This window comes from Hymenobacter sp. DG25A (genome assembly GCF_001280305.1).
Lineage (GTDB): Bacteria > Bacteroidota > Bacteroidia > Cytophagales > Hymenobacteraceae > Hymenobacter.
The window spans coordinates 964499-987517 of record NZ_CP012623.1 but is presented as its reverse complement, the minus strand read 5'-3'; the positions used below and the strand labels follow the sequence as shown (position 1 = coordinate 987517).

The 23019-nt window shown below is 58.9% G+C and carries 26 protein-coding genes; 15 read left to right on the top strand and 11 right to left on the bottom strand.

Features of this window, described 5'->3' with window-relative positions; genetic code table 11:
• The first annotated feature begins 178 nt into the window (after positions 1-178).
• From egtB to AM218_RS04190, 6 genes are all read left to right on the top strand, one after another.
• Positions 179-1471: an ergothioneine biosynthesis protein EgtB gene (gene egtB / locus AM218_RS04215; RefSeq protein WP_054412134.1), complete on the top strand. Its 1293-nt coding sequence runs from the start codon at positions 179-181 to the stop codon at positions 1469-1471.
• Positions 1472-1516: 45 nt separating this feature from the next.
• A complete protein-coding gene (gene egtD, locus AM218_RS04210) occupies positions 1517-2500 on the top strand; it encodes an L-histidine N(alpha)-methyltransferase (protein WP_054412132.1) in 984 nt (327 codons plus the stop codon).
• A gap of 18 nt (positions 2501-2518) precedes the next feature.
• Positions 2519-3613 (top strand): pyridoxal phosphate-dependent aminotransferase, encoded by a 1095-nt coding sequence (locus AM218_RS04205; protein ID WP_054412130.1) that lies wholly within the window; start codon positions 2519-2521, stop codon positions 3611-3613.
• A gap of 69 nt (positions 3614-3682) precedes the next feature.
• Positions 3683-5047, top strand: coding sequence for an MATE family efflux transporter (locus tag AM218_RS04200; protein WP_054412128.1), 1365 nt, complete (start codon positions 3683-3685; stop codon positions 5045-5047).
• Positions 5048-5070: 23 nt separating this feature from the next.
• Positions 5071-5628 carry a DUF922 domain-containing protein gene (locus AM218_RS04195; RefSeq protein WP_082318057.1) on the top strand — a complete coding sequence of 186 codons (558 nt, stop codon included), beginning with the start codon at positions 5071-5073 and terminating at the stop codon, positions 5626-5628.
• Positions 5629-5732: 104 nt separating this feature from the next.
• Complete coding sequence (locus tag AM218_RS04190) at positions 5733-6080, top strand: tRNA-binding protein (RefSeq protein WP_054412124.1); 348 nt, start codon at positions 5733-5735, stop codon at positions 6078-6080.
• Here the strand turns inward: AM218_RS04190 and AM218_RS04185 are convergent.
• On the bottom strand, positions 6037-6438 hold the full coding sequence (locus AM218_RS04185; RefSeq protein ID WP_157547516.1) for a DUF4296 domain-containing protein: 402 nt from the start codon (positions 6436-6438) through the stop codon (positions 6037-6039). The two genes, AM218_RS04190 and AM218_RS04185, sit on opposite strands and share 44 nt — an antisense overlap.
• Before the next feature lie 36 nt (positions 6439-6474).
• On the opposite strand from AM218_RS04185, the gene AM218_RS04180 reads away from it, so the two are divergent.
• The 5 genes from AM218_RS04180 to AM218_RS04160 all read left to right on the top strand — a co-directional run bounded on the left by AM218_RS04180 (position 6475) and on the right by AM218_RS04160 (position 10662).
• Positions 6475-7377: a DUF58 domain-containing protein gene (locus AM218_RS04180; protein WP_054412120.1), complete on the top strand. Its 903-nt coding sequence runs from the start codon at positions 6475-6477 to the stop codon at positions 7375-7377.
• A complete protein-coding gene (locus AM218_RS04175; RefSeq protein ID WP_157547515.1) occupies positions 7370-8293 on the top strand; it encodes a hypothetical protein in 924 nt (307 codons plus the stop codon). The genes AM218_RS04180 and AM218_RS04175 overlap by 8 nt, the downstream gene beginning before the upstream one ends.
• A 108-nt stretch (positions 8294-8401) precedes the next feature.
• Positions 8402-9427 (top strand): vWA domain-containing protein, encoded by a 1026-nt coding sequence (locus AM218_RS04170; protein ID WP_054412115.1) that lies wholly within the window; start codon positions 8402-8404, stop codon positions 9425-9427.
• Between the two features lie 96 nt (positions 9428-9523).
• On the top strand, positions 9524-10192 hold the full coding sequence (locus AM218_RS04165; protein WP_054412113.1) for a YggS family pyridoxal phosphate-dependent enzyme: 669 nt from the start codon (positions 9524-9526) through the stop codon (positions 10190-10192).
• A 92-nt stretch (positions 10193-10284) separates the two neighbouring features.
• Positions 10285-10662 (top strand): DUF423 domain-containing protein, encoded by a 378-nt coding sequence (locus AM218_RS04160; RefSeq protein ID WP_054412111.1) that lies wholly within the window; start codon positions 10285-10287, stop codon positions 10660-10662.
• A gap of 9 nt (positions 10663-10671) precedes the next feature.
• On the opposite strand, the gene hutI is transcribed toward AM218_RS04160, so the two are convergent.
• A complete protein-coding gene (hutI, locus tag AM218_RS04155; RefSeq protein WP_054412108.1) occupies positions 10672-11934 on the bottom strand; it encodes an imidazolonepropionase in 1263 nt (420 codons plus the stop codon).
• A gap of 164 nt (positions 11935-12098) precedes the next feature.
• Here hutI and AM218_RS04150 point away from each other — a divergent pair, with 164 nt between their 5' ends.
• Positions 12099-13628 (top strand): T9SS type A sorting domain-containing protein, encoded by a 1530-nt coding sequence (locus AM218_RS04150; RefSeq protein ID WP_054412106.1) that lies wholly within the window; start codon positions 12099-12101, stop codon positions 13626-13628.
• Here AM218_RS04150 and AM218_RS04145 read toward each other — a convergent pair.
• Positions 13625-14023: a YkvA family protein gene (locus AM218_RS04145; protein WP_054412105.1), complete on the bottom strand. Its 399-nt coding sequence runs from the start codon at positions 14021-14023 to the stop codon at positions 13625-13627. The two genes, AM218_RS04150 and AM218_RS04145, sit on opposite strands and share 4 nt — an antisense overlap.
• Before the next feature lie 95 nt (positions 14024-14118).
• Positions 14119-14661: a cupin domain-containing protein gene (locus AM218_RS04140; RefSeq protein WP_054412103.1), complete on the bottom strand. Its 543-nt coding sequence runs from the start codon at positions 14659-14661 to the stop codon at positions 14119-14121.
• 303 nt (positions 14662-14964) lie between these two features.
• On the opposite strand from AM218_RS04140, the gene pncA reads away from it, so the two are divergent.
• Genes pncA through AM218_RS04125 form a run of 3 tightly spaced genes read left to right on the top strand, consistent with a single transcriptional unit; the run spans position 14965 to position 17740 of the window.
• Positions 14965-15591 (top strand): bifunctional nicotinamidase/pyrazinamidase, encoded by a 627-nt coding sequence (pncA, locus tag AM218_RS04135; RefSeq protein ID WP_054415275.1) that lies wholly within the window; start codon positions 14965-14967, stop codon positions 15589-15591.
• A gap of 1 nt (position 15592) precedes the next feature.
• On the top strand, positions 15593-16162 hold the full coding sequence (locus tag AM218_RS04130; protein WP_054412100.1) for a 2'-5' RNA ligase family protein: 570 nt from the start codon (positions 15593-15595) through the stop codon (positions 16160-16162).
• Positions 16163-16219: 57 nt separating this feature from the next.
• Positions 16220-17740, top strand: a complete 1521-nt coding sequence (locus tag AM218_RS04125; protein ID WP_054412098.1) for a malate:quinone oxidoreductase — start codon at positions 16220-16222, stop codon at positions 17738-17740.
• A gap of 31 nt (positions 17741-17771) precedes the next feature.
• On the opposite strand, the gene AM218_RS04120 is transcribed toward AM218_RS04125, so the two are convergent.
• The 7 genes from AM218_RS04120 to AM218_RS04090 form a co-directional block, all read right to left on the bottom strand.
• Positions 17772-18416 carry a phosphoribosyltransferase gene (locus AM218_RS04120; protein ID WP_054412096.1) on the bottom strand — a complete coding sequence of 215 codons (645 nt, stop codon included), beginning with the start codon at positions 18414-18416 and terminating at the stop codon, positions 17772-17774.
• A 10-nt stretch (positions 18417-18426) separates the two neighbouring features.
• Positions 18427-19089 carry a dienelactone hydrolase family protein gene (locus AM218_RS04115; protein ID WP_054412094.1) on the bottom strand — a complete coding sequence of 221 codons (663 nt, stop codon included), beginning with the start codon at positions 19087-19089 and terminating at the stop codon, positions 18427-18429.
• Positions 19090-19266: 177 nt separating this feature from the next.
• Entirely contained in the window at positions 19267-20202 is a 936-nt protein-coding gene (gene ctlX, locus AM218_RS04110; protein WP_054412092.1) for a citrulline utilization hydrolase CtlX, read from the bottom strand.
• 75 nt (positions 20203-20277) lie between these two features.
• Positions 20278-21111 (bottom strand): phosphatase PAP2 family protein, encoded by an 834-nt coding sequence (locus AM218_RS04105; protein ID WP_054412090.1) that lies wholly within the window; start codon positions 21109-21111, stop codon positions 20278-20280.
• A gap of 185 nt (positions 21112-21296) precedes the next feature.
• Positions 21297-21488, bottom strand: a complete 192-nt coding sequence (locus tag AM218_RS04100) for a cold-shock protein (protein ID WP_044514260.1) — start codon at positions 21486-21488, stop codon at positions 21297-21299.
• A gap of 402 nt (positions 21489-21890) precedes the next feature.
• Positions 21891-22319 (bottom strand): BLUF domain-containing protein, encoded by a 429-nt coding sequence (locus AM218_RS04095; protein WP_054412088.1) that lies wholly within the window; start codon positions 22317-22319, stop codon positions 21891-21893.
• 206 nt (positions 22320-22525) lie between these two features.
• Entirely contained in the window at positions 22526-22954 is a 429-nt protein-coding gene (locus tag AM218_RS04090) for a hypothetical protein (RefSeq protein ID WP_071843689.1), read from the bottom strand.
• Between the last annotated feature and the right edge of the window lie 65 nt (positions 22955-23019).

The window sequence follows — 23019 nt, the reverse complement described above, 5'->3', positions numbered from 1 at the left end:
GAGGAAAAGCGGGTATAAAAGACAAATAAAGGTGGGATAGGCCATATCCCCCATCAACCGGCCGGCCCGCTACGTATTTACCATTAACAGTCCGGGTACCCCGGCTTGGTCAGAAAACCCAATACCGACTTCATCAGTTATCGATTTACCTACCTTTCCCGCTCAACTCTACCTCGCCATGCCTGAAGTACTGACTCCTCCTGCCCGCCCCGGCGAAGCCCTGGTAGCTCGCTACGCCCTGGTGCGGGCCCAAACGGAGGCCATTTGCCAGCCGCTGCTGCCCGAGGATACCGTGGTGCAGCCGATGTTGGACGTGAGCCCGCCCAAGTGGCACCTAGCGCATACCACCTGGTTTTTCGAAACGTTCCTGCTGGGCGAGTACCTGCCCGGCTACACCGTGTTTCACCCGGAATACGCTTACCTGTTCAACTCCTATTACAACTCGCTGGGCAGCCGCGTAAACCGCGCCGACCGGGGCACCATTTCCCGCCCGGCCCTTGCCGATGTGTATGCTTACCGCGCCGCCGTGGACGTAGCCATGCGCCACCTGCTGAATACCCACGCCACCGAGCTACCGGACGTATTTTTTGAGCTGTTTGAGCTGGGCCTGCAGCACGAGCAGCAACACCAGGAGTTGCTGCTTACCGATATTAAATACATTCTGAGTACCAGCCCCCTGGCCCCGGCCTACCGGGCAGCACCGGCAAAAACTGCCGAATCTCTGCTGCCTCCGCCGGCCCCCTGGCTGCCGGTGGTGGGCGGCGTCTATACCATTGGCCAACAGGAGTCGGGCTTTTGCTTTGATAATGAGCTGCCCAGTCACCCAACCTACGTAGCTGATTTCAGCCTGCAAAACCGGCTGGTAACCAACGCGGAGTACCTGGCCTTTATGGAAGCCGGCGGCTACAAAGACTTCCGCTTCTGGCTGGGCGAAGGCTGGGACCTGGCGCAGCAGCAAAGCTGGCAGGCGCCGCTCTACTGGGTGCAGCGGCCCGAAGGCTGGTTTCAGTTTACCATGCGCGGCCTGCAGCCCGTGGAAATGGCCGCCCCCGTTACGCATGTGAGCTTTTATGAGGCTGATGCCTACGCCAACTGGGCGGGAGCCCGCCTGCCCACCGAAGCAGAATGGGAAATAGCGGCCCGCCAGTTTGCCCCTACTACGCCCAGCGGCAATTTTCAGGAAAGCGGTTTGTTTCACCCCCGGCCGCTGCCGGCCAATGCCTCGCCCACGGAATGTCATCAGCTGTGGGGCGATGTCTGGGAATGGACCTACTCGGCCTATCACCCCTACCCCGGCTACCACAAAGCCGCCGGGGCGCTGGGCGAGTACAACGGCAAGTTTATGGTTAACCAGCTGGTGCTGCGCGGGGGCTCCTGCGCTACGCCTGCCAGCCATATCCGCCTGAGCTACCGCAACTTTTTCCACGCTGATAAGCGCTGGCAGTTCACCGGCATCCGGCTGGCCCGCTAGTCCGGCTTCCGGTTTTCTTCTGCATTCTTCACTCCTGCTTCATTTATGCCTGCTTCTTCCTCCGCGCCTGCACCTGCTATTGATTCGGCCCTGGCCAACCACGTACGACAAGGCCTGAGCCGTACGCCCAAAACCCTGTCATCGATGTATTTCTACGATGATGAGGGCAGCCGGCTCTTTCAGCAGATTATGCAGCTGCCGGAATACTACCCCACGCGCACCGAGCTGGGCATTTTTACAACGCAGCAGGCCGCTATTACCAAGGCCCTCCGCCCGGCGGGCAACCAGCCGTTCCGGCTGCTGGAGCTGGGCGCCGGCGACGGCCTGAAAACCAAAGTATTGCTGCGGCATTTGCTGGAAGAAAAGGCCCGCTTCACCTATGAGCCGGTTGATATTTCAAGCGGGGCTCTGAGTGGGCTGGCGGAAAGTCTGCAAAAGGAACTCCCCCAGCTGCAGGTTGAGCCAATTGAGGCTGATTATTTCTCGGCCCTGGCGCAGGTACGGCAGGATGCTGCCCCCAAAGCAGTGCTGTTTCTGGGCTCCAACATTGGCAACTTTCTACCCGATGACCGCCAGAAGTTTCTGCAACAGCTTTCCAGTTACCTTGCCCCCGCCGACCGGCTGCTCATCGGCTTTGACCTGCAGAAAGACCCGCGCCTGATCCGGGCGGCCTACGACGACACTCAGGGCGTAACGGCTGCCTTCAACCTGAACCTGCTCACCCGCCTGAACCGGGAACTGGGCGCCGATTTTGACCTGGAACACTGGTCCCACTACACCGATTATGATCCGCTGTACGGTGCCGTGCGATCATTCCTGGTCAGCCGCCGCGCCCAAACCGTGCATTTTGCCGATCTGAACCTGCGCGTGCCTTTTGCCGCCTGGGAAATCATTCATACCGAAAATTCCTACAAATTTACCCGCCCCCAGATCGAGGAGCTGGCCGCCGCCGCCGACCTGCGGGTGGTGTCCTTCTTCACCGATGAGCGGCAGTACTTTGCTGATGTGGTGCTGGCTCCGGTTCAATAAGCCCTACTGAGCACCGCTATGTCTTCTGCTACTGCTGTAATCAGCCTGGCTTCGGGCTACTCTCATTTTCCTACACCGCCATTGGTGCTGGAGTATCTGCAGCCTTATCTGCAGGGCACCAGGCTTCCGGATAGCCCGGCCGCCGGGCTGCCCGAGCTGCGGCATGCTCTGGCCCAGCAGTATGCGCCGGCCCAGATAAATCCGGAACAGGTAGTGGTTACCACCAGCACCAAAACGGCGCTGTTTGCTATCCTCAGGGCCGCGCTTAACCCCGGCGACGAAGTGCTTCTACCAACGCCCAATTGGTTTGGCTTTGATGCCCTGGTAGCCGAAGCCGGAGGAATTTTATGCCCCTTACCCCTCTCTCCCAACGATAACTACACCCTCACGCCTGCCGCGCTGGAAGCGGCCCTGACGCCTCACACCCGGGTTGTCCTGCTCACCAACCCCTGCAACCCGACGGGGCGCATCTACAGCCACCAGGAAATAGAGGCGCTGCTGCACGTTACGCGCCAGCATCCTAACCTACTGGTGGTCAGCGACGAAATCTACAACCTGGTCACCTTTGGCTCTCAGGTGCCTTCTTTGCTCGATTTTCCTGATCCGCATCAGCAACATGTGGTCGTGAATGGGTTTTCCAAGTCGCTGGCGCTTATTAACTGGGGGCTGGGATACCTAGTGGCTCCGCTGGCGCTGGCGCAGGAGTGCGCGCGCTGGCAGCACATTACCAGCGGCGCCGTAGCCAGCCTGAACCAGTTGGCCGGACTGGCCGCCGCCCAGAGCGCCAACACTATTGCTACGGATCTGGTAGCGCAGCTGCAGCCCTTGCGCCAGTTGCTGCTCCGTACTCTGCAGGATATTCCCGGCCTACGCCTGACGCCTAATGAGGGTACGTATTACGCCTTTCCGGATTTACGCGCTTTTCTCGACCCTAGTCTCTCCCCCGAGGCGGCTTCCTGTGCCCTCATCGGCCGGCTGCGGGCCGCGGGTGTGGAGGTGGTGGACGGATCCGGCTGTCATGCACCGGGGTTTGTGCGCATTTCCTGCGCCGTGCCGGAACCGGAGCTGCGCACAGGACTGGCCCGACTGCGGGACGCTTTGCTGACCCAGTAGACCAAGATTTTCGATGAGCGGCCCGCGGCAGGGTTGTACCTTTGCGGCTGATTCGTTTCCTCTGCTGCCATGCCACTTACCGCTATCCGCCCGCACATCAAACCCACCTTATTGCTGGCTTACCCGGTGGTGCTAAGCCAGCTGGGTCACATTATGGTGAGCGTTTGTGATAGTATCATGGTGGGTCAGACGGGGACCATTCCGCTGGCCGCCGTGTCGCTAGGCGTGAGCGTCAGTACCGTGGTTATGGTGTTTGGCTTGGGGCTTTCCATGAGCATTACGCCGCTGGTAGCTACCGCCGATGGGCAGCGGGACATTCCACGCATTGGCCAGCTGCTGATAAATGGGGTGATGCTTTGCACGGTAGCGGGCTTGGTGCTGGCCGCTTTTGGGCTGATTGTCCCCAATTTGCTCCGCTACCTGAATCAGCCGGCGGAGGTGGTGCGCCTGGCGGCACCGTGGGTGCGCGTGCTGTTCGCCTCCATGATTCCGCTGATGATTTTTCAGGGATTTAAGCAGTTTGCCGAAGGGCTTGGCCTCACCCGGCAGGCCATGTTTCTGTCCATTATGGCCAACGTGGTAAATGCCCTGTTGTGCTACGCGCTGATCTTTGGTCATTGGGGCGCCCCGCACATGGGCATGATGGGTGCCGCCTGGGCCACGCTCATTGCGCGGGTGCTGATGGCGGCCCTCATGGCGGTCTACGTTTTACGGGCCGACCGCCTGAAGCCTTACCGCGAAGCCGCAGGCAGCTGGCTCACGGTTTCCAGCGGCACCATGCGCCGGCTATTGGGCCTGGGCATGCCCATTGGGGTGCAGATGATGTTTGAAATGGGCGCCTTCAGCTTCTCGGCCATTATGATTGGCTGGCTAGGCGCCACGGCCCTAGCCGCGCATCAGATTGCCATTAACGTAGCGTCGGTTACCTACATGGCGGCCAGCGGCATTGCGGCGGCGGCCACTATTCGAGTGGGCAACCAGCGCGGCCTGGGCAGCGCCCACAATACCCGGCAGGCCGGCCTTACGGCCTACTTCCTCACCTTTCTCTTCATGAGCACCATGGGCCTGCTGCTGATTCTAGGGCGCCATTTTGTACCCACGCTCTACAACCACGACCCCGCCGTGCTGGCCCAGGCGGCTACGCTGCTGCTGGTGGCCGCCCTATTTCAGGTCTCCGATGGTCTGCAGGTGGTAGGGCTGGGCGCGCTGCGGGGTCTGGAAGATGTGAAAGTGCCCTCAGTGGTAGCCTTGCTGGCTTATTGGGCTATTGCCCTCCCGCTGGGCTATGGGCTGGGCTTCGGACTGAAAATGGGCGCCACCGGGGTATGGATTGGCCTGCTCACCGGACTTACGCTGGTAGCCGGGGTACTTTTGTGGCGTTTTCGCCGACTTAGTGCCTTTGCCGTGAACCAACAAATAGCAATAGCGCGTTAACCAAAAAAGTCCTATTTTTGGTTATGACAAACTTTACGCTCTTCCCCATGCTGGTTTGGTTGTCAGCCCTGCTCCCAACCTCCCAGCAAACCACTCCGGCGCCAGCTACGCTGGAGTGGCAGCCTAACCGCCCCCTGACCTGGACTGATTTTCAGGCCCGACCCACGCTGCCTGCTGAGCTGGCGGCCCTTACTTCTGCTAATCTGGATGTGCGCGTAAACTGCGTTAACTATCAGGTTACAACAACAGTACGGGCCGTTTTCACGCCCAGCGAATCGTGGGTACGTAATGCTTCCAAGGCCAAACCTGAACTGCTGCGACATGAGCAGATTCATTTTGACCTAACAGAATTGCATGCCCGCCGTGTAAGACAGAAGATTACCTTGGCAAAGTTCAATTGCGACCGACTCCAGCCGGCTCTCAATAATTTCACCCGCATTGCTTTCAACGACTGGCGCCGGGAAGAAGCCCGCTACGACATGGAAACCAACCATGGCCTGAATGCGGCCAAGCAGCTGGCCTGGGAACAGAACGTGCAGCAGCGCCTGCAGGAGCTTTCGGCGTTTGCGGCAGCAAACTAAACCTCTCCTTTACTCCACATCATTCGGGTGGCTGGCTGTGTGCCGGTCACCCGTTTTTTGTAACCTGAACCCCGCATTTGGTAGCTTGCCGGCAAAAGCCAGCTATGGATTCTGCTAATCTTATTACCTGGGATGATTTTGCCCGCGTGGATCTGCGCATCGGCACCATTGTGGAGGCGCGCGAATTTCCCGAGGCCCGTAAGCCCGCTTATCAGCTATTAGTAGATCTGGGCCCTGAAATTGGACTGAAGCGGTCCAGCGCCCAGATTACAAGCCGGTATCAGCCTCAGGAGCTGGTGGGCCGGCAGGTGCTGTGCGTGGTGAACTTCCCGCCGCGCCGCATCGGTCCGTTCAGCTCCGAAATACTGGTAACCGGCGTGGCCGATGAGCACGGCGACATTGTGCTGACTACAGTAGATGCTCCCGTCCCGAACGGGGCGCGGCTGGCTTAGCCGACTTCCCCTGAAGCCGCACGCCCCGCAGGTTCAGCGAGTCAATTACCACGTCGTACACCTCCTGCAGGTCTTTGCCGTGGATGCTGTAGTAACGGTACGTTTGCTGGAAGGCCGAATCCGTGGTCTGGTGGCGACGCAGCAGGCTGTCTTTCACCTGTTCAAACAGGGCCACCGAGGAGTCCCGCGAGAGGCGGGCGGCATCCACGCGGCTTTCCATCAGATGCAGCTCTATCAGCAGGTGCGCAAACTCGGGTTTGGACAGCAGCTTTTGCGGCGGTACGGGCTCTTCGGGCCGTTGGCAGGCCGCCAGAAACACACTTAGGGCCACAAGTGCCCGCATGGAGAGACTTTTCACGCTGTAAAGTTAGGAAGATGCGTTAGTTTAGCCGGAATGAATACGCCTGAGGCCACGCCACTACAACAGCTGCTGCGCAAACTACGGCAATTCGAAATCCGGATTCGCCAGGCCGTGGACGCGCAATTGCAGGGCGACTTCCACTCCGTATTCAAAGGCACGGGCCTGGAGTTCGACGATGTGCGCCTATATCAGTACGGCGACGAGGTGCGCGCCATTGACTGGGCCGTTTCCAGCAAAGGCCACGGCACCTTTGTTAAAACCTACAAAGAAGAGCGGGAACAGCAGGTTTTGCTTTTGCTGGATGTCAGCGCGTCCCAGCGTGTGGGCGCCGAAGGCCGGCGCAAGCTGGACGTGGGCCGCGAAATATGCGGCATTCTGGCCCTCACGGCCGCCCGCCAGTCGGCGCAGCTGGGTATTCTGGCTTTTTCCAATCAGAAAGAGCTGTATATGCCGCCGGGCAAAGGCATCCGGCACGCCTATGCCCTCATCAAATCCTTGTTTGATCTGGAGCCCCGCTCGCCCAGCACGGCCGTGGCCGCCGGCATAAAGCAGGCACTGGGACTCCTGAAGCGGCGCACGGTGGTGGTGCTGATTTCTGATTTTATTGATACCGCCTACGAGCGGGAGCTGACCATGCTGGCCCGCAAGCACGACTTGGTGGTGGTACAGCTGTTGGACCGCCGTGAGCGGGAGTTTCCGTCCCTGGGCATTGTGCCCCTGCACGACCAGGAAACCAACCGCACGGTGTGGGTGAATACGTCCTCGGCCACCTTCCGGGCGCGCTACCGGGCCACCTATGAGCAAAACCGTGAGCAGATCAGCCAGATCTGCCGCCGCCACCGCACCGAGTTTTTATCCATCACCACCGACGCCGACTACCTACCGCAGCTAGTCAACCTGTTTCGGCGGCGCAATCAGCGTGGCAACCGTGGGTAAAGTATTTGGCTTACTGTCAGGATGGCTGCTGCTGGGCCTGCCAGCGCTGGCGCAGTCCGATGCGCTGCCCCAAGGGCGTTTTCTGCGCCCCAGCACCCGCGTGGGAGAAATAGTAGAGTATGAGCTCCGCCTGACGCATGCGCCCAGCCTGGAAGTTGTTTTTCCGGACTCAGTGGCTGATTTCAGCCCGTTTGAATACCTGGGCCAGCGCTACTACCCTACCCGCACCCGCCAGGGCCGCAGCCTGGACAGAACTGTATACCGGCTGCGTACCTTTTCCCTGGACTCCGTGCAGCATCTCCGCCTGCCCGTAACCGTGCTGCGCGGCCGCGATACGCTCACGTTGCTTTCTGAGCCCGCTGTGCTGCGGCTGCGGTATACGGCGCCTCAAAACGTACCCGCCCAGCTGCCAGCCCTGCGTCAAACCACTGCCCTGGCCCCGGTACCCGAGCTTTTTAACTACCCTTACTGGCTGGCGGGCCTGGCCAGCGTGCTACTTCTGAGCGGCGGTTTGGTACTGGCCTTCCGCCAGGCCTTGCGCCGCCGGTACCAGCGCTACAAGCTGCGGAAAAACCACGCCTACTTCTTAGCGCAGTATGCGCGCCATATTGAGCGGTTTGAGCTGTCGCGCTCCACCACCAACATGGAGCGGGCCATCACGCTCTGGAAAAACTACCTCACCCTGCTCGAGAGCAACAACCTCAACACCCTCACCACCCGCGAAATTGAAGCGCATTACAACCACGCCCCGTCCGTAAGCACGGCGCTGCGCATCGTGGATCAGGTGATTTATGGCCATATGCTGACCGAGGACACCCAGGAAATTAACCGGGCGTTTGAGTTGCTGCGGCAGTTTGCCGAAGAGCGGTACCAGCTGGCCGATTACCGGGGCCGCTCCCGATATGTGCCTTCATAGTACCCTGAACCCACCGGAGCCGGCCGGCAAAGTGGTTTTTGCGCCCGGTTTGGGCCATATTGCACGCTTGAATGCCATGATGCCTCTTCTCTTTTCGGCCCGCCCTGCATGATGACCTTTCTGGAAGGGCTTCGGTATAGCACGCTCACGGGATATACCTGGGAGTGGGCGCGGGTGCTGCTGTTGCTGCCGCTGGTACCCCTGCTGTTTGGTATCCGGTGGCTGCTGGCGTACCGCAACCGGCGCCGGCTGGGAGTGGCCTTTGTGGCGGGCCGGCTCCGCACCGACTGGAGCGCAGTGCTGCGGTTTCTGCCCGATTTAATGCTGGCCCTCAGCCTTATGTTTGGCCTGCTGGCCCTGGCCCGCCCCCAGCGCACCGATGAGCGGGTGGCGCAGACCGGGGAAGGCATTGATATTCTGCTGGTGCTGGATGTGTCGGGCTCCATGGAGCTGCAGGACCTGCAGCCCAACCGCCTAGAAGCCGCCAAGCGCGTAGCCCGGGAGTTTGTGGATGGCCGCTCCGGCGACCGGATCGGGCTGGTGGCCTTTGCCGGCGATGCGTACTCCCTGGCCCCCCTCACCACCGACTATGACCTGTTGCGCGAAAGCCTGAATGAGCTGCGACTGGGCATGATTGCCAACGATGGCACGGCCATTGGCACAGCCTTGGGCGTAGCCACCAACCGCATGCGCGACTCGCCGAGCAGCACCAAAGTGTGCATTCTGCTTTCTGATGGAGAAAACACGGCCGGCAACCTCGACCCGCTCTTGGCTGCCCAGCTGGCCCATGCCTACGGCCTGCGCCTGTACACCATCGGGCTGGGGCAGGATGGCACCATTCCCTTCGGCACCGATGAGTTTGGCCGCCCCCGCTACGTAGAAACCCGCCTGGATGAAAGCACTATGCGCCAGCTGGCAGCGGCCGGCGGCGGGCAGTTTTTCCGGGCCACCGACACCAAAGTTCTCCGGCAGATTTTCCGGCAGATAGACCGCCTCGAAAAATCCGAAATCCGCCAGACCCGCTTCCGCAATACCCGCGACTACTACCGGTATTACCTCTATTGGTGCGTGGGTTTGTGGGTGCTTTGGCTGGGCCTGAAGAATACTTTTCTTACTAATTCGATGGAAGACTAAGCCAGGTTCCTGTTGTTGAGGTGGCAGGAGGCAGTTACCCCTCACTCCCGTTCACCTTCCATCCAACCTACCTCTAGCCTTCCATCATTCCCTTACATGAGCATAGCCGAAAATATTCAGCAGTTTGAGCAAGAGCTGGCCGGTACCAACTGCCGGCTGGTGGTGGTAACCAAAACCCACCCCGTGGAGCGCCTGCGCGAAGCCTACGCGGCGGGCAGCCGCCTGTTTGGCGAAAACCGGGTGCAGGAAATGGCGGCCAAACAGCCGGAGCTGCCCGCTGATATTGAGTGGCACCTGATTGGGCATCTGCAGACCAACAAGGTAAAGTACATTGCCCCGTTTGTGCACACGGTAGAAAGCATCGACAGCCTGAAGCTGCTGGTAGAGTTGGATAAACAGGCCGCCCGGCATAACCGCGTCATTCATGGCCTGTTGCAGTTTTATATTGCGGAGGAGGAAGCCAAAACTGGCCTTTCGCTGGAAGAAGCTGAGGCTATTCTGCAATCGGCAGAGTATAAAGCCATGCGCCACGTGCAGCTGACCGGGGTGATGGGTGTGGCTACTTTCACGAAGGATGAAGACCAGCTGCGGCGGGAATTTCAGGAGCTGAAAGGCTATTTCGACCTGCTGAAAACCCGCTACTTCGCTGATCAGCCCGCTTTTCGGGAAATATCAATGGGCATGAGCTCCGACTATCGGCTGGCTATTGCTGAAGGCAGCACGCTCATTCGGGTGGGCAGCGCTATTTTTGGGGCCCGCGGGTAGCCTGTTGCCAAGTGTAGCGAGTAGCAAACCTGGCACTCACCAGTCCATATCCGCTAGTCCCATTTGAAAATCGAACCCTCTATAAACTGCTTATGTCTGCTCGTCTGATTCTGCAACTTGCTGCTTTCCTAGGTGCGCTGGGCGTAGGCATTGGCGCGTTTGGCGCGCACGGACTGCGGCCCATGCTGGAAGCCGCCGGCCGCTTCGATACGTTTGAAACCGCTGTGCGCTATCAGTTTTACCACACGCTGGCCCTGGCCGCCGTGGGCGTGTTGCTGGCTGCCCGCCCCGAGCTGCGCGGCCTGGGCCTCACTGCTGGCCTGTGGCTGGGCGGCATGGTGCTGTTCTGCGGCTCCCTTTTCGCGCTGTGCTTTACGGGCTACACCAAGCTGGGCGCCGTGGCCCCTATTGGCGGCCTGCTGTTTATTGCAGGCTGGATTAGCCTGCTGATAGCCGCCCGCCAGCTGTAGTCCTTTCCGCTAGCGCGGCTGGAGCATACCCCCAATTACGACACTGTGCACCGGGTTTTCGCCCAGCCAGTAGGGTATTTCTTCATAGTCGGCTACGTCCAGCACCAGGATATCGGCGCGTTTGCCGGGCTCTAGGCTCCCGATGCTTTCCTGCCGATTGATGGCCCAGGCGGCGTTCAGCGTAACGGCGGCCAGGGCTTCGCGAGGCGTGAGGCCCATATTCAGGCAGGCCACCGACAGCGCTAGCCACAGGTTTTTGCTGGGGCAGGAACCGGGGTTGAAATCAGTGCTGATGGCAATGGGCACTCCTTGCCGAATAAGCTCCCGGCCCGGCGCGTACTGCTGCTGGCGTAGAAACAGCGGCACCAATGGCAGCAGCACCGCTACCGTGTTGCCCGTAGCCGCCACATGGGCCGCATCCTCTGCGGAAAGAAAGTCGCAGTGGTCTACGCTGGTGGCGCCCAGCGCGGCAGCCATGGCACAGCCGCCCAGGTTGTGCAGCTGCTCGGCATGGATTTTCAGCTGAAAGCCCATCTGCTTTGCCTGCGCCAGATACGCCTGCGAATCCATAAGGCTGAAGGCGCCTTCCTCGCAGAAAATATCCACGAACTCGGCCTCGCCCCGCAGCTCCGGCAATACTTCCGCTACCAGATAATCGAGGTAAGCGGCGGGCTGCCCTTTAAACTCCGGCGGCACCACGTGGGCGCCCAGAAACGTGCAAACCACCTGGGCTGGCTGCTGGCGACCGGCTTCGCGGGCCACGCGCACCAGACGCAACTCCGTTTCCTTATCCAGGCCGTAGCCGCTTTTGGCTTCAATTGTAGTTATTCCGTAGCGCCGAAAGCCCTCCAGATGGTGCAGGGCCTGGGTGAGCAGCTCAACTTCCGTGGCGGCCCGGGTGGCCCGCACGGTGCTTAGAATGCCGCCGCCGGAGGCCAGAATATCCAGGTAAGACTCGCCGCGCAGCTTGCGCTGAAACTCATGGGCCCGGTTACCGGCAAACACCAGGTGGGTGTGGCACTCCACCAGCCCGGGCATAACCACGCGCCCGGCCGCATCTATCACGGTGGTTTCTGGTGTTATCTGCCTGGCATCCAGCTCTGCCATGGGGCCCAGGGCTACAATCGTATCCCCGTCACAGGCTATATAAGCATCGGGAATTATCACCCAATCTGCTAGCGCCTCTCTGCTCAGGGGTTGCGGAGCGGCACCGGTTTCGCTGGCAATGGTCAGGAGCTGGCGGCAATTCTGGATGAGAAGCGAAAAGGGCATGGAGAGAAATCGAAAGGAAGATTTGATAATATTATTATATAAAAATTTATTAAAGTCCTATATTTAGCCTCCTAAAGGGTGAGTATAGCAGGTATCGGGAACGGTTGAATTAACCGGGTGCAGGGCAGGAGTTGGAGTAAGTGGACCAGTAAGCGGAGCGCAAAATGAAGAAATTATTACTTACCGTGGCTTTGGCTTTTATTGGCCGCGAGCTACTCGCTCAGCTCCCTACCAATAGCTTTGCCGTTATCTCCCCGTGTCCGGCCAGCGCCGGGAATCCCTCCATCCTGAAGAAGATAAATACGGATGGTACGCTGACCACTGTGGGCACCATCAAGGACGGCGCTACTTCGCTTATTATCAATGCGCTGGGCTATGACAATAACCCGGATGCCAGCCAACGAGCGGCATACGGCATGCAGGTGGTGCAGCCTATCACCATTAATAATTTTCAGACGCCGCCTAACCTCTACAAAATCAACCTGACTACGGCGCAGGCTACCAAAATAGGAGCCATAGCTCCCCCACCAGTTCCCCGGTCCACCTTCACCACCATATACTTAAGCCAGACACTGAATTTTGTGGGCGATGGCAGCCCCTCCTCCACCTACTACGTGGGGGCCGCCACCTTCCGCTACGGGGTGTTTACAGGCCTGATAGATATGGTGAAGCTGTACGTGGGCACGGTGCCCCTGCTCCCGGTGCCCAGCGCGCAGGCTACCTGGCGGGTGCTGGATATTAGCGAGCCTAATACGGCTGCAGTAGTGGAGAATTTCCGCCTGCAGGTGCAGGCATTTATCAGCTCCGGGGGCAGTGGCCCCACGCCGGAGGGCGGCATTCAGGATTGGGTGTACGACCCTTTTTCCGGCAACCTGGTCAGCTACCTGGGGCAGGAATTTAAGTATCTGACCATTAAAAATCCGGGCACTGCTCCCGTTGCTACCACTATTATTATTCCCCCGGCCAACCGGATACCTACCCCCACCGCGCAGGATATCGGCTCTATGTTCACGGATAAAGTGGGCAACATCTACGTGGTAACGGCCAACAGCGGCAGCATTTATCGGGTAGACCGCACCACTGGCTACTATACCGGCCTGGAATATAACGGGAAGTTTGGGTGCTCCCGGGGTGATGCCGTTAGCTTTGCCGGCGCCTTACCGCTGCCGGTTGAGTTGATCAGCTTTTCTGCCCGCCCAGGCACCGGCCAGGTAGAGCTGCAGTGGGAAACCGCTTCCGAAGAAAATATGCGGCAGTTTACCGTGCAGCGCAGCCAGGATGGGCTGGGCTGGACGGCAGTAGCCACGGTTCCGGCCACCAATAACCCGCACGGCGCCCGCTACCAGGCCCGGGATACTGCGCCGCCCACGGGCCAGCTGTTCTACCGGCTGGCCATGGAGGATCTGGATGGCACGCGGGCCTATTCTCCGGTAGAAACCCTAACCTATCAGCCGCAGACGGCCTGGGCGGCTTACCCCAACCCGGCCCACGATTTTCTGGTGGTAGAAGGCGCAGGCAGGGCAAGGGAGGTTCTGCTGCTTAACGGGCTGGGACAGGTAGTGCGGCGGCTTGCGGGGCCGGCACAGCACACCCCGTTGCGCGTGGCTACGGCTGGCCTGCCGGCTGGCTTATATTACCTCACCACTAAAGATGAGGCGGGGCGGCCGTTTTCTCAGAAGATTGAGGTGCGTTAGCGGCTCTGCGCACGATGCACATACCAGCCGTAGGCGTAGTGTCCGGCTATGCCCAGCACTACTACCCATAAGGCCAGAATAATGCCGCCGGCCAGCCAGTTGGGCTTTTTCTCCAGCGCCTCCTCCTGGGCGCGCAGGCGGGCCTGCACCATTACTTCGGCCGGAATCAGGCGGATGCTCAGGGCAATGCAGGCGGGCACAATCAACAGGTCATCCAGGTAGCCCAGCACCGGTATAAAGTCCGGAATCAGGTCGATGGGGCTCATGGCGTAGGCAATGGTAAAACCCATCAGGGCCTTGGCGTACCAGGGAGTGCGGGCATCCTGCGCGGCATAATACAGGGCGTACAGCTCGGCCTTAAGGGCTTTGGCCTGCGCTTTCAGATGAGCAAACATAGAACGGGGGAGCGTGACCGGGGTGGCGATACCTGCGCGGCACAGGTACGGTTGCGGCTCCTACGTACGCGCATCGGCAGAAGATGCCAAGCCCGCTAGCGCGGACGTACTTCCTGCAGGCCGGTCAGGCGGGCAATGGGCCGCAGCACGGCAAAAAGCATCCACCACAGCCAGCGGGCCGGTGCTGCCAGCCGATACTCCTGCCGGTACTCACGCATCAGCAACGCAAACTGCAATAGCGTAGGGTTGCCGGCCGCGGAAACCTGCCCATCCTGCGCCAGTTGAAATACCGAGGTCAGAAACTCCTCGCTGCGCAGGGCGGGCGTGGCGGTCCAGCGCAAAATGGTGGGCAGGTCGGTGGCATTCCACAGGGTGTGGGGCTGGCCGGCCGCAATCAGCAGCTTCTCCCCTTTTTTCAGCACCTGTTCGGTATGGTTTAGCCGCAGGTGCAGCTCCCCCTGCGTTACCTCCAGGCAGGTTTCCTGCAACGGATGGTAGTAAAGCAGCGGCTGAATAGTGCTTTTGGGATAGATGACCTCTATCTCCACCTTTTTACCGCCGGAGTCTTTCGCCGTTTCAATAAAACGAATACTCTGCCCCGTTACCGGGTTTTCGATAACCTTGCCCTTATAAATCATGAAGGTGTATTCTGTTTCTAAATAGTCAACCTATCCAACCCAAACACGGTATTGCTAGCTGCCGGTATCCAATAGTGCGTTGCGGCACAAAGGTAGACCACCTTTTATACCCTAACCACCACATATACATGTGGTTCGACAAGATATAGCAAATCTTTAATAATTTGTTTGAGTGGGAGCCGGATAGCTCAGCTGACTGTGGCCGATGGTGTATTTCCCCGGGCCGGTGACAAACTGCTTTCTTTCCTGTTTGTAGTGTTTTTGGCGTTATTCACCCTCTTTTCTTTCTCTGGATTCTCTGCTATGAAGGCCCTGTTGCTGATAGATATTCAAAACGATTTTGTGCCCGGCGGGGCGCTGGCCGTGCCCGAGGGCGACGCTATTATTCCGCTGGTGAATGCCCTGCAGCCGCAGTTTGAGTTGGTGGTGGCCACCCAGGACTGGCACCCCGGCGGGCACAAAAGCTTTGCCTCCGCACACGCCGGGCAGGCCGTGTTTTCCACCATTGAGCTGCACGGCCAGCCTCAGGTGCTGTGGCCCGACCACTGCGTGCAGGATACTGCCGGCACTGAGTTGCACCCGGCCCTGGATACCCGCCGCATAGAGGCCATTTTCCGCAAAGGCATGAACCCCGAAATTGACAGCTACAGCGGCTTCTATGATAATGGGCACCTGAAGTCAACCGGGCTGGCGCACTACCTGCGCGGCAAAGGCGTAACGCAGGTATACATTGCCGGCCTGGCCGCCGATTATTGCGTTTACTTCACGGCCAAGGATGCCCTGGCCGAAGGCTTTGAAACGGTGGTGCTGGCAGATGCCACCCGGGCTATTTCGGAAGAAGGCTCTGCGCAGGCCACGGCCGATATTATCCGGCGCGGCGGGCAGGTTCTCACCAGCGTAGAGGCCCTGGCCGCCCTGCAGAAAGCGTAGCATGCAGACCACCGCAGATGCTCCCCTGATTCTGACGCTGCAGCTGGATGCGGTTTCCACCGCTTTTTTCAACCAGCTGCGCCTGCAGCATTTCCCGCCCGCGCGCAATTACCTCGCCGCTCACCTCACCCTGTTTCATCATTTACCGGGCGCTGATCTGGGCCTGATTGTCCATCATCTAAAAGCTGAAAGCGCCCGGCTGCAGCCCATTCCGCTGCAGGTAACCGGGGTGCGGTTTCTGGGGCAGGGCGTGGCCTATGCTTTGGAAAGCCCTACCGTAGATGCCCTGCACCGCCGCCTGCAGCTGCACTGGCAAGCCTCCCTCACGGCCCAGGACTTGCAGCGGCGCCGGCCGCACGTTACCATTCAAAACAAGGTGGCGCCCGCCACCGCCCGCGCCTTATTTGAGCAGCTGCAGAGCCAGTTTACTCCCTTTGAGGCTACCGGCACCGGGCTGCGTTTATGGGCCTACCGAGGCGGGCCATGGGAGCTGCTACATTGCTTTGAATTTCAAACAGATGACTCCTCCGGCCATGGCGTTTTGCCGGGACAGGCACCGGCCACAGACTAAATTACCGGAACCCCTTTACCGGCTTTCGTCGTAACCTGTACGCATCGATATTTCCTTATGAGTACTACTGACACCTCCGCACCGCTCACCGCCGATATTGTATTGATTGGGGCGGGCATAATGAGCGCTACTTTGGGCATGATGCTCAAGGAATTGCGCCCCGAGCTAACCATTGCCATTTTTGAGCGCCTGGATGTGGCTGCCGCCGAAAGCTCCGACGCCTGGAACAATGCCGGCACCGGCCACTCCGCCTTCTGCGAGCTGAACTACACCCCGGAGCAGGCCGATGGCAGCATTGATATATCCAAGGCCATTAAAATTGCCGAGCAGTTTGAGCAGTCAAAGCAGTTCTGGGCGTATCTGGCGGAGCAATACCAGGTAAAAGAGCTCACCCGCTTTATCAATCATATTCCCCACATGAGCTTTGTGTGGGGCGATAAAAACGTGGATTTCCTGCGCAAGCGCCACACGGCGCTAATACAGTCGCCGCTGTTCCAGGGTATGCTGTACTCAGAAAACCGCGACGAGCTGGCGCAGTGGATGCCCCTGATTATGGAAGGCCGCGACCCGCAGCAGCCCGTAGCCGCCACCCGAATGGACCTGGGTACCGACGTAAACTTTGGCTCCCTCACCCGCGGCATGTTTACGCTGCTGCAGGCTAAGCCGGGTGTATCCTTCTACTTCCACCACGAGGTGGAAAAGCTCAAGCAGAAAGAAGACGGCCTCTGGCGCATCAAAGCCAAAAACCTGGCTTCTGAGGCCGAAGTGAAGATCCGGGCGCCGTTTGTTTTCATTGGCGCTGGTGGCGGCTCGCTGCCTCTGCTCATCAAATCCGGCATTCCGGAAGGCACGGGCTTTGGCGGCTTCCCGGTAAGCGGGCAGTGGCTGAAGTGCGTGAACCCCGACGTTATAGCCCGCCACCACGCCAAAGTATACGGCAAAGCGGCCGTAGGCTCACCGCCGATGTCGGTGCCGCACCTGGATACGCGGGTTATCAATGGCAAGCAGGAGCTGCTGTTCGGCCCTTATGCGGGCTTCAGCACCAAGTTTCTGAAGCAGGGCTCCTACCTGGACCTGCCCCTGTCCGTGAAGCTCAGCAACATGCGGCCCATGATTATTGCGGGCCTCAAGAACATGTCGCTGACCAAATACCTGATTGACCAGGTGCGCCAGTCGCCGGAAGACCGGCTGGAAGCGCTGCGGGAATATATGCCCACCGCCCAGGGCCCCGATTGGGAGCTGGAAATAGCCGGTCAGCGCGTGCAGGTTATCAAGAAAGACGCCAAGGAAGGCGGGGTGCTGGAATTCGGCACCGAAGTAGTCGCCGCTTCCGATGGCTCTATTGCTGCTCTGCTGGGTGCTTCGCCGGGGGCATCTACGGCCGTCAGCATCATGATTGGCCTCACGCAACGGTGCTTTCCGCAGCAGGCTGCCACGCCGGAATGGCAGGCCAAAATGCGCGAGATGATTCCTTCTTATGGGCAGGAGCTGAACGATAACCCCCAGCTGGTGGAAGAGTTACGGGCGCATACCAGCGCTGTGCTGGGCCTGAACCAGATGCCCGCCGCTGTTCAATAGCAGGAAGCCCGCTTCGCTGCTTTCCCTCACTTTACATGCCGCCACGACTGGTTGTTGTGGCGGCATTCTTGTGTAGAAAATCTATGACTTCTTCGTCGCTGACCTGCTCAAAATCGACGTAAAACTGCCCTACCGCCATAAAGCCCTCCGGCTGCGACAGGCAGACATACTCATCTACCAGCGGCCGGAGCTGGTGGGCGGCATGGGGCGGCGCCACCGGCACGGCTACAATCAGCTTGCCGGGCTGGCTTTTGCGAATAGCCTGCACAATGCTGACCATGGTGTGCCCGGTGGCAATGCCATCATCTACCACAATTACTGTTTTGCCCTTGAGCTTGGTAGGGGTGTGGCCGCCCATGAACAGCCGGAAATTCTCGCGCAGCTTGGCCTGAATGCGCGCTGTTTCTTCTTCAATATATCGCATCGAAATGCCAGCGGCATTTTCATTCACCACTGCCCCATCCAGCGTAACCGAGCCAATGGCATACTCCGGGTTGGCGGGGTGGCCTATTTTTTTGGACAGCGCTACCTCCAGCGGAAAGCCCAACGTCTGCGCTATTACATAGCCCAGGGGCACCCCGCCGCGGGGAATAGCCAGCACAATGCCATCCTGCCCGCGGTACTTGGTCAGCTTTGCAGCCAGTTGGGTTGCAGCATCATGACGGTTCAGGAACATGGCGGGCGGGTTAAGAGGTGGGTTGTGGCACCGGGTGCAGGTATTTGCTGAACCAGTCGGCGGCCAGCTCCGCCACCCGGTTTAGGGCGCCGGGCTCCTCAAACAGGTGCGTGGCGCTGGGAACAATGGCCAGCCGCTTGATGCCGGGCAGAACAGCCAGCGCCTTCTCATTCAGGGCCAGCACCTCCACATCCAGGCCGCCCACAATCAGGAGCGTGGCGGCATGCACGTGGCCCAGGCCGGGGCCGGTAATATCGGGGCGGCCCCCACGGGATACTACCGCGCTGATGCGGTCAGGCAGTATGGCTGCCGCGCCCAGAGCCGAGGCAGCGCCGGTGCTGGCGCCAAAATAGCCAAAGGGCAGGCCGGCGGCCGGCGGCAGCGTATCCAGGAATTTGGTGGCGGCAACCAGCCGTTGGGTCAGCAACGGAATATCAAACCGGTTGGCGTAAATCGTGTCTTCAATTCTGGTGAGCAAATCGAAGAGGAAGGTGCCGATGCCGTGCTGGTGCAGAACGGAGGCTACAAAGTTATTGCGCGAGCTTAGCCGGCTGCTGCCACTGCCGTGGGAGAATATGACCAGGGCACGGGCATTGGTCGGCAGGATCAGCTCTCCCGTCAGCGTGGGCCCATTGGCCGGCACTTCTACCAGCTTATGAAAATCGTACGTCATGTCCGTTTTTGGCCTGCGTATATCCGAAAACCGCGGTTCCTTCGCCCTCTTCCTTTGGCCTGCCGCCCGGTATATAATTTACTGAAAACTCCTGAAACCTAAAAGCATATCCACAATAAGCTGGCCTCCTGCTGAGGAGCAACCGCTTTTTTAATAATAACAGGCTGAGAAGCCGGTTTAGGAAACCGGGGCCGGCAGGGCCGGCAAATACACTTCGGCCAGCATGCACCGGGCGCTGCCGCCCCCAATGGTTTCAATGGTAGGAATAGGCAGCGGCACTAGCTTGCAGTACCGGCCTAGGGCCTCTCGTTGCGCGGGCAGCAGCGCATCAAACGCCTGCTGAGACATGGCCAGCAGTTCAGGACCAGCATCCGGCTGCAGCGTGAGCATGTTGCCGGCAAAGCTGGCTACCTGCGCCAGGGAAATAGGCACCAGCTCGTGGCCGGTAGCCGTAAGCGAGACCACGACCAGAGCCTGCTCCTGGGCATCGGTAATGCTTTCCAGACACACCACGGCAAAGCCGGCGCCAATACACATCATCACGTTAGTGTGGTAGATTTCCTGGTGCCGGGCATCATAAGCATGGAAAGCTACCGGCTGGTACCCCAGGTGGGCGCATACTTCCTGCAGCAAGCCCGCATTGGTGCGGGGCGAGAGGCAGGCGTAGGCCAGGCGGTGCACGTGGTCGAAGATGATGCTGCCGGTACCTTCCAGGAAACGGCCCTGCTGCTCGTGGGCCGAGAAGTCGAGAATTTCTTTGATGGCGAACTGCTGCCCCAGGCTTGCCAGAATATCGGGGCGGCGCTCCGGGCGGCGGTTGGGTGCGCACATGGGGTAAAGCAGCACGCGGCCGTCGGGGTGCAGGGTAAGCCAGTTGTTGGGAAATACGGCATCGGGCTTGGGCGGCACGGCCGTATCCTCAAACACCAGTACCTGCATGCCGTGGGCGCGCAGGGTGGTCACCATGGCATCAAACTCCGCAAAAGCCTGTTCCTGCACCTCTTCGGCACTCAGGCCGGCCATTGTCTGCTGAAAGTAATTGGAGGCGGCCGTTTCCGGGTTGAAGCCAAAACGGGTGGGACGAACGAGGAAAACAGTGCGGGCAGACTGCATAGGAAGCAAGGCCAGAAGTGGGCACAAAGAAAGAAGCTTCCCGGACAAAAGCCGACTATCCGCTTCGCGCTTCTTTTACAGCTGTTGGGTTATCAGCAGGCCCCCGTAGGAATAGCCATTCACATTCAGCCCCTGCATTGGAAGGATGGAAAGGCCGGTGCGGCCGGCAGTTTTGTGCAGCTGCGGCACTACTACCCCTATGGTGGCCCCCAGGGCATAGCCCACCAGGTTATCGGTCAGGAAATGCTTGCCGGCTTCGATGCGGGCGTAGCCTACGGCCGCCGGAATGATGGCCGCGGCACCCCACACCAAAGGCTCGGCCGGGGAGTCGGGGTGGAAATCATGAAATACTTTGGCGGCAAAAAAGGTGGCCGTGGCCGCGTGGGCCGTGTGGCCGGCAAAAAACGAGTTGGTGGCAATGTGGCTCTTACGCTTATTGGCCGGCCCTTCGGGCCCATACAGGAACGGGCGGTTGCGGTATACCGTGCCGGCCGTCATGGTAAAAATGGCCGCCGTGGCACTCATCGATTCCAGATACAAACCGGCCACTTGCCCGAACCGGTCGTGAATGTCAGAGTTAAGGGCCAGCACGCCCGGCGCCACGGCTAATGAGCCATAACAAAGTATGTTACTGGCCAGGATGGCATCCTCATTATAGTTGCCGGCAGCAAACCGGTCCATGCGGGGCAAATCGTTTTTGTCTAACGCGGCCAGCTCGGCATCGGAGCGGCCGTGCTTTTGGGATATGAGGTACAGCCCCAGGCCACTCACCGCGCCCAGGCCCGCGGTAATGGGTGCATCAACTCCAAAGCGGGTATGATACGGGGACCGGGACTGCTGGGCAGTGGCGGCAGGGCTGCCGGCCAGTAGCAGAGAGCCGGAGAGGAAGAGCGTAGCAAGCAGCTTCATAGCGAAAGGGGTTAGCTATGAAGTTGAAACGGGGAAGAATCCGGCGGGGTTGAGGCCTTCTAAACCAGTAGCTTACTTACCAGATCCTGTACCTGTATATGGAGATGCTACGGGCAGAGCGGGCACAAAAAAAGAAGCATGCCCGGGGGCATGCTTCTTTACTTCTTTAAGGAAGTTCGCGTTAATTAAGCGCGACGCACTTTAACAGCGCTCAGACCTTTACGGCCTTCTTCCACTTCGAATTCAACTTTATCGTTGTCACGAATTTCGTCGATGAGGCCCGTTACGTGGACAAATACGTCTTGGCCGGTAGCGGCGTCGTTGATGAAACCAAAGCCTTTGGTTTCATTGAAGAATTTTACGGTTCCTGTTGACATGATGCTTAGGAAAGTGGTGAAAATGAAGCAACTGGCAACGGAACTCTACTATTTTTCAACACGGAAGGAATGGTAGTGACACGAGGCATTTTGCCTTTAACAATGTAAACGTACGCCTTTTTTTGGTCTGCCCGGCTTAAGGAGCAGCGTTAGAAGCCAGCGTCGATAGACATGAGGGTAACGGGCGAGCCTCGCTTTAGGTTCATCCTGTGCCAGGTATAGCCCTTATCTCCTACCCGAATTGGCCTTAATCAGCATCATATAATCCTGAATATCAATATATTATACCTTGTATATTTTAAATCAGATTTTCTGTAAATAATTCACCCGGGCAGCGCTGCACCTGCTCTAAAAAACTTTGGCCAGTACCCAATAATAAAAGTGACAGACAGCACGGCCGGTCTAAAGCTGGCTGCTTTCATCCTCCACGAAGGACTTGAGCATTTCCAGCATGCCCTCTTCCATGGCGGGCAGGTGAGCATCCAAAAAGTTAGTGCGGTAAGGATTAATGTAGCCGGCGATACGCTCAAAGTCTGCCCCCGACAGCGGCTGAAATCCCATGGTCCAGTCCTGAAAGGTGCGCCGCGGAATAGGGCCATCGGAAAGGGTATGCACGCGGGTGTGCCGGTAATCTTCCTGAATTTTGCCGTACACCTGCCGCACGGCCTCCTCCTCTCCTTCCAGCACCTGCACAAAGCTTCCGTTGCCGTACAGCAGCAACCCCGTAATGCCGAGCCGGGCGTTGTTGGCCCGGGCCTGCTGCAGGATAAAGGCGAGGTCGGCGGCTGTTTGCTGCCCCACGGCGCTGCTATGATAAACGATATGATGCATAATCTATAGCCTTTGTTCCGGGTATATGCAGCAGGCAGTCTGACCGGTTTTTGTACCCTCCAAGCTTTTCAGTCCGCCCTTTATAAGGTATCAACCCAAGGCCGAAAAACCTAGCAAAACTGCTCCGGATACTCTGTCCCCCTCTTTCCCTCGCTACGGTTCAGTGCACGGCAAACATAACCGGCGCCTCCTGATAACTGGCAGGCTTACAACTGGTTTACCGGAAAATGATTTTTTTCGGGCGCATCCAACGCCAGCCGCAGACTCAATAGAAAAAGCACCAGCGTTAAGGGCGTGAAAAACCCTTGTTCCACCGGGTTTGTGGACAGCAGATTTCCCACCGTATTCAGCAGGAAGAGGCCGGCCATCAGCCCCAGCAGAATTTGCCCGACGAGGGGCTGCAAGCGCACCCGCAGCAGCCCGGCCCTAAGTGCCACCACGGCCAGCATCAGAATATTCACCAGCACGGATACGGTTTCAAAGCGCACCATCTGCGCTTTATTCTGCAGCCGTCCGCCCCACACCATGGCATAGGGAATAATACCGGCCAGGATCAGCAGATGCATTATGACTACCAAGGCTAGAATCAGCAATAGGCTGCGGACAGCGGCACGCTCAGAAAGAAGCTTTTTCATGTGGAGTAGACAGATAACGGGGCTGGGCCGGCCTCAAGGTAAGCAGACAAGCGCTATATTTTGTA

What these genes read in the sequence shown, in the direction of transcription:
- egtB (WP_054412134.1), top strand. Translation starts at nt 179, where the DNA reads ATGCCTGAAGTACTGACTCCTCCTGCCCGCCCCGGCGAAGCCCTGGTA.
- egtD (WP_054412132.1), top strand. Translation starts at nt 1,517, where the DNA reads ATGCCTGCTTCTTCCTCCGCGCCTGCACCTGCTATTGATTCGGCCCTG.
- AM218_RS04205 (WP_054412130.1), top strand. Translation starts at nt 2,519, where the DNA reads ATGTCTTCTGCTACTGCTGTAATCAGCCTGGCTTCGGGCTACTCTCAT.
- AM218_RS04200 (WP_054412128.1), top strand. Translation starts at nt 3,683, where the DNA reads ATGCCACTTACCGCTATCCGCCCGCACATCAAACCCACCTTATTGCTG.
- AM218_RS04195 (WP_082318057.1), top strand. Translation starts at nt 5,071, where the DNA reads ATGACAAACTTTACGCTCTTCCCCATGCTGGTTTGGTTGTCAGCCCTG.
- AM218_RS04190 (WP_054412124.1), top strand. Translation starts at nt 5,733, where the DNA reads ATGGATTCTGCTAATCTTATTACCTGGGATGATTTTGCCCGCGTGGAT.
- AM218_RS04180 (WP_054412120.1), top strand. Translation starts at nt 6,475, where the DNA reads ATGAATACGCCTGAGGCCACGCCACTACAACAGCTGCTGCGCAAACTA.
- AM218_RS04170 (WP_054412115.1), top strand. Translation starts at nt 8,402, where the DNA reads ATGATGACCTTTCTGGAAGGGCTTCGGTATAGCACGCTCACGGGATAT.
- AM218_RS04165 (WP_054412113.1), top strand. Translation starts at nt 9,524, where the DNA reads ATGAGCATAGCCGAAAATATTCAGCAGTTTGAGCAAGAGCTGGCCGGT.
- AM218_RS04160 (WP_054412111.1), top strand. Translation starts at nt 10,285, where the DNA reads ATGTCTGCTCGTCTGATTCTGCAACTTGCTGCTTTCCTAGGTGCGCTG.
- hutI (WP_054412108.1), bottom strand. Translation starts at nt 11,934, where the DNA reads ATGCCCTTTTCGCTTCTCATCCAGAATTGCCGCCAGCTCCTGACCATT.
- AM218_RS04150 (WP_054412106.1), top strand. Translation starts at nt 12,099, where the DNA reads ATGAAGAAATTATTACTTACCGTGGCTTTGGCTTTTATTGGCCGCGAG.
- AM218_RS04145 (WP_054412105.1), bottom strand. Translation starts at nt 14,023, where the DNA reads ATGTTTGCTCATCTGAAAGCGCAGGCCAAAGCCCTTAAGGCCGAGCTG.
- AM218_RS04140 (WP_054412103.1), bottom strand. Translation starts at nt 14,661, where the DNA reads ATGATTTATAAGGGCAAGGTTATCGAAAACCCGGTAACGGGGCAGAGT.
- pncA (WP_054415275.1), top strand. Translation starts at nt 14,965, where the DNA reads ATGAAGGCCCTGTTGCTGATAGATATTCAAAACGATTTTGTGCCCGGC.
- AM218_RS04130 (WP_054412100.1), top strand. Translation starts at nt 15,593, where the DNA reads ATGCAGACCACCGCAGATGCTCCCCTGATTCTGACGCTGCAGCTGGAT.
- AM218_RS04125 (WP_054412098.1), top strand. Translation starts at nt 16,220, where the DNA reads ATGAGTACTACTGACACCTCCGCACCGCTCACCGCCGATATTGTATTG.
- AM218_RS04120 (WP_054412096.1), bottom strand. Translation starts at nt 18,416, where the DNA reads ATGTTCCTGAACCGTCATGATGCTGCAACCCAACTGGCTGCAAAGCTG.
- AM218_RS04115 (WP_054412094.1), bottom strand. Translation starts at nt 19,089, where the DNA reads ATGACGTACGATTTTCATAAGCTGGTAGAAGTGCCGGCCAATGGGCCC.
- ctlX (WP_054412092.1), bottom strand. Translation starts at nt 20,202, where the DNA reads ATGCAGTCTGCCCGCACTGTTTTCCTCGTTCGTCCCACCCGTTTTGGC.
- AM218_RS04105 (WP_054412090.1), bottom strand. Translation starts at nt 21,111, where the DNA reads ATGAAGCTGCTTGCTACGCTCTTCCTCTCCGGCTCTCTGCTACTGGCC.
- AM218_RS04100 (WP_044514260.1), bottom strand. Translation starts at nt 21,488, where the DNA reads ATGTCAACAGGAACCGTAAAATTCTTCAATGAAACCAAAGGCTTTGGT.
- AM218_RS04095 (WP_054412088.1), bottom strand. Translation starts at nt 22,319, where the DNA reads ATGCATCATATCGTTTATCATAGCAGCGCCGTGGGGCAGCAAACAGCC.
- AM218_RS04090 (WP_071843689.1), bottom strand. Translation starts at nt 22,954, where the DNA reads ATGAAAAAGCTTCTTTCTGAGCGTGCCGCTGTCCGCAGCCTATTGCTG.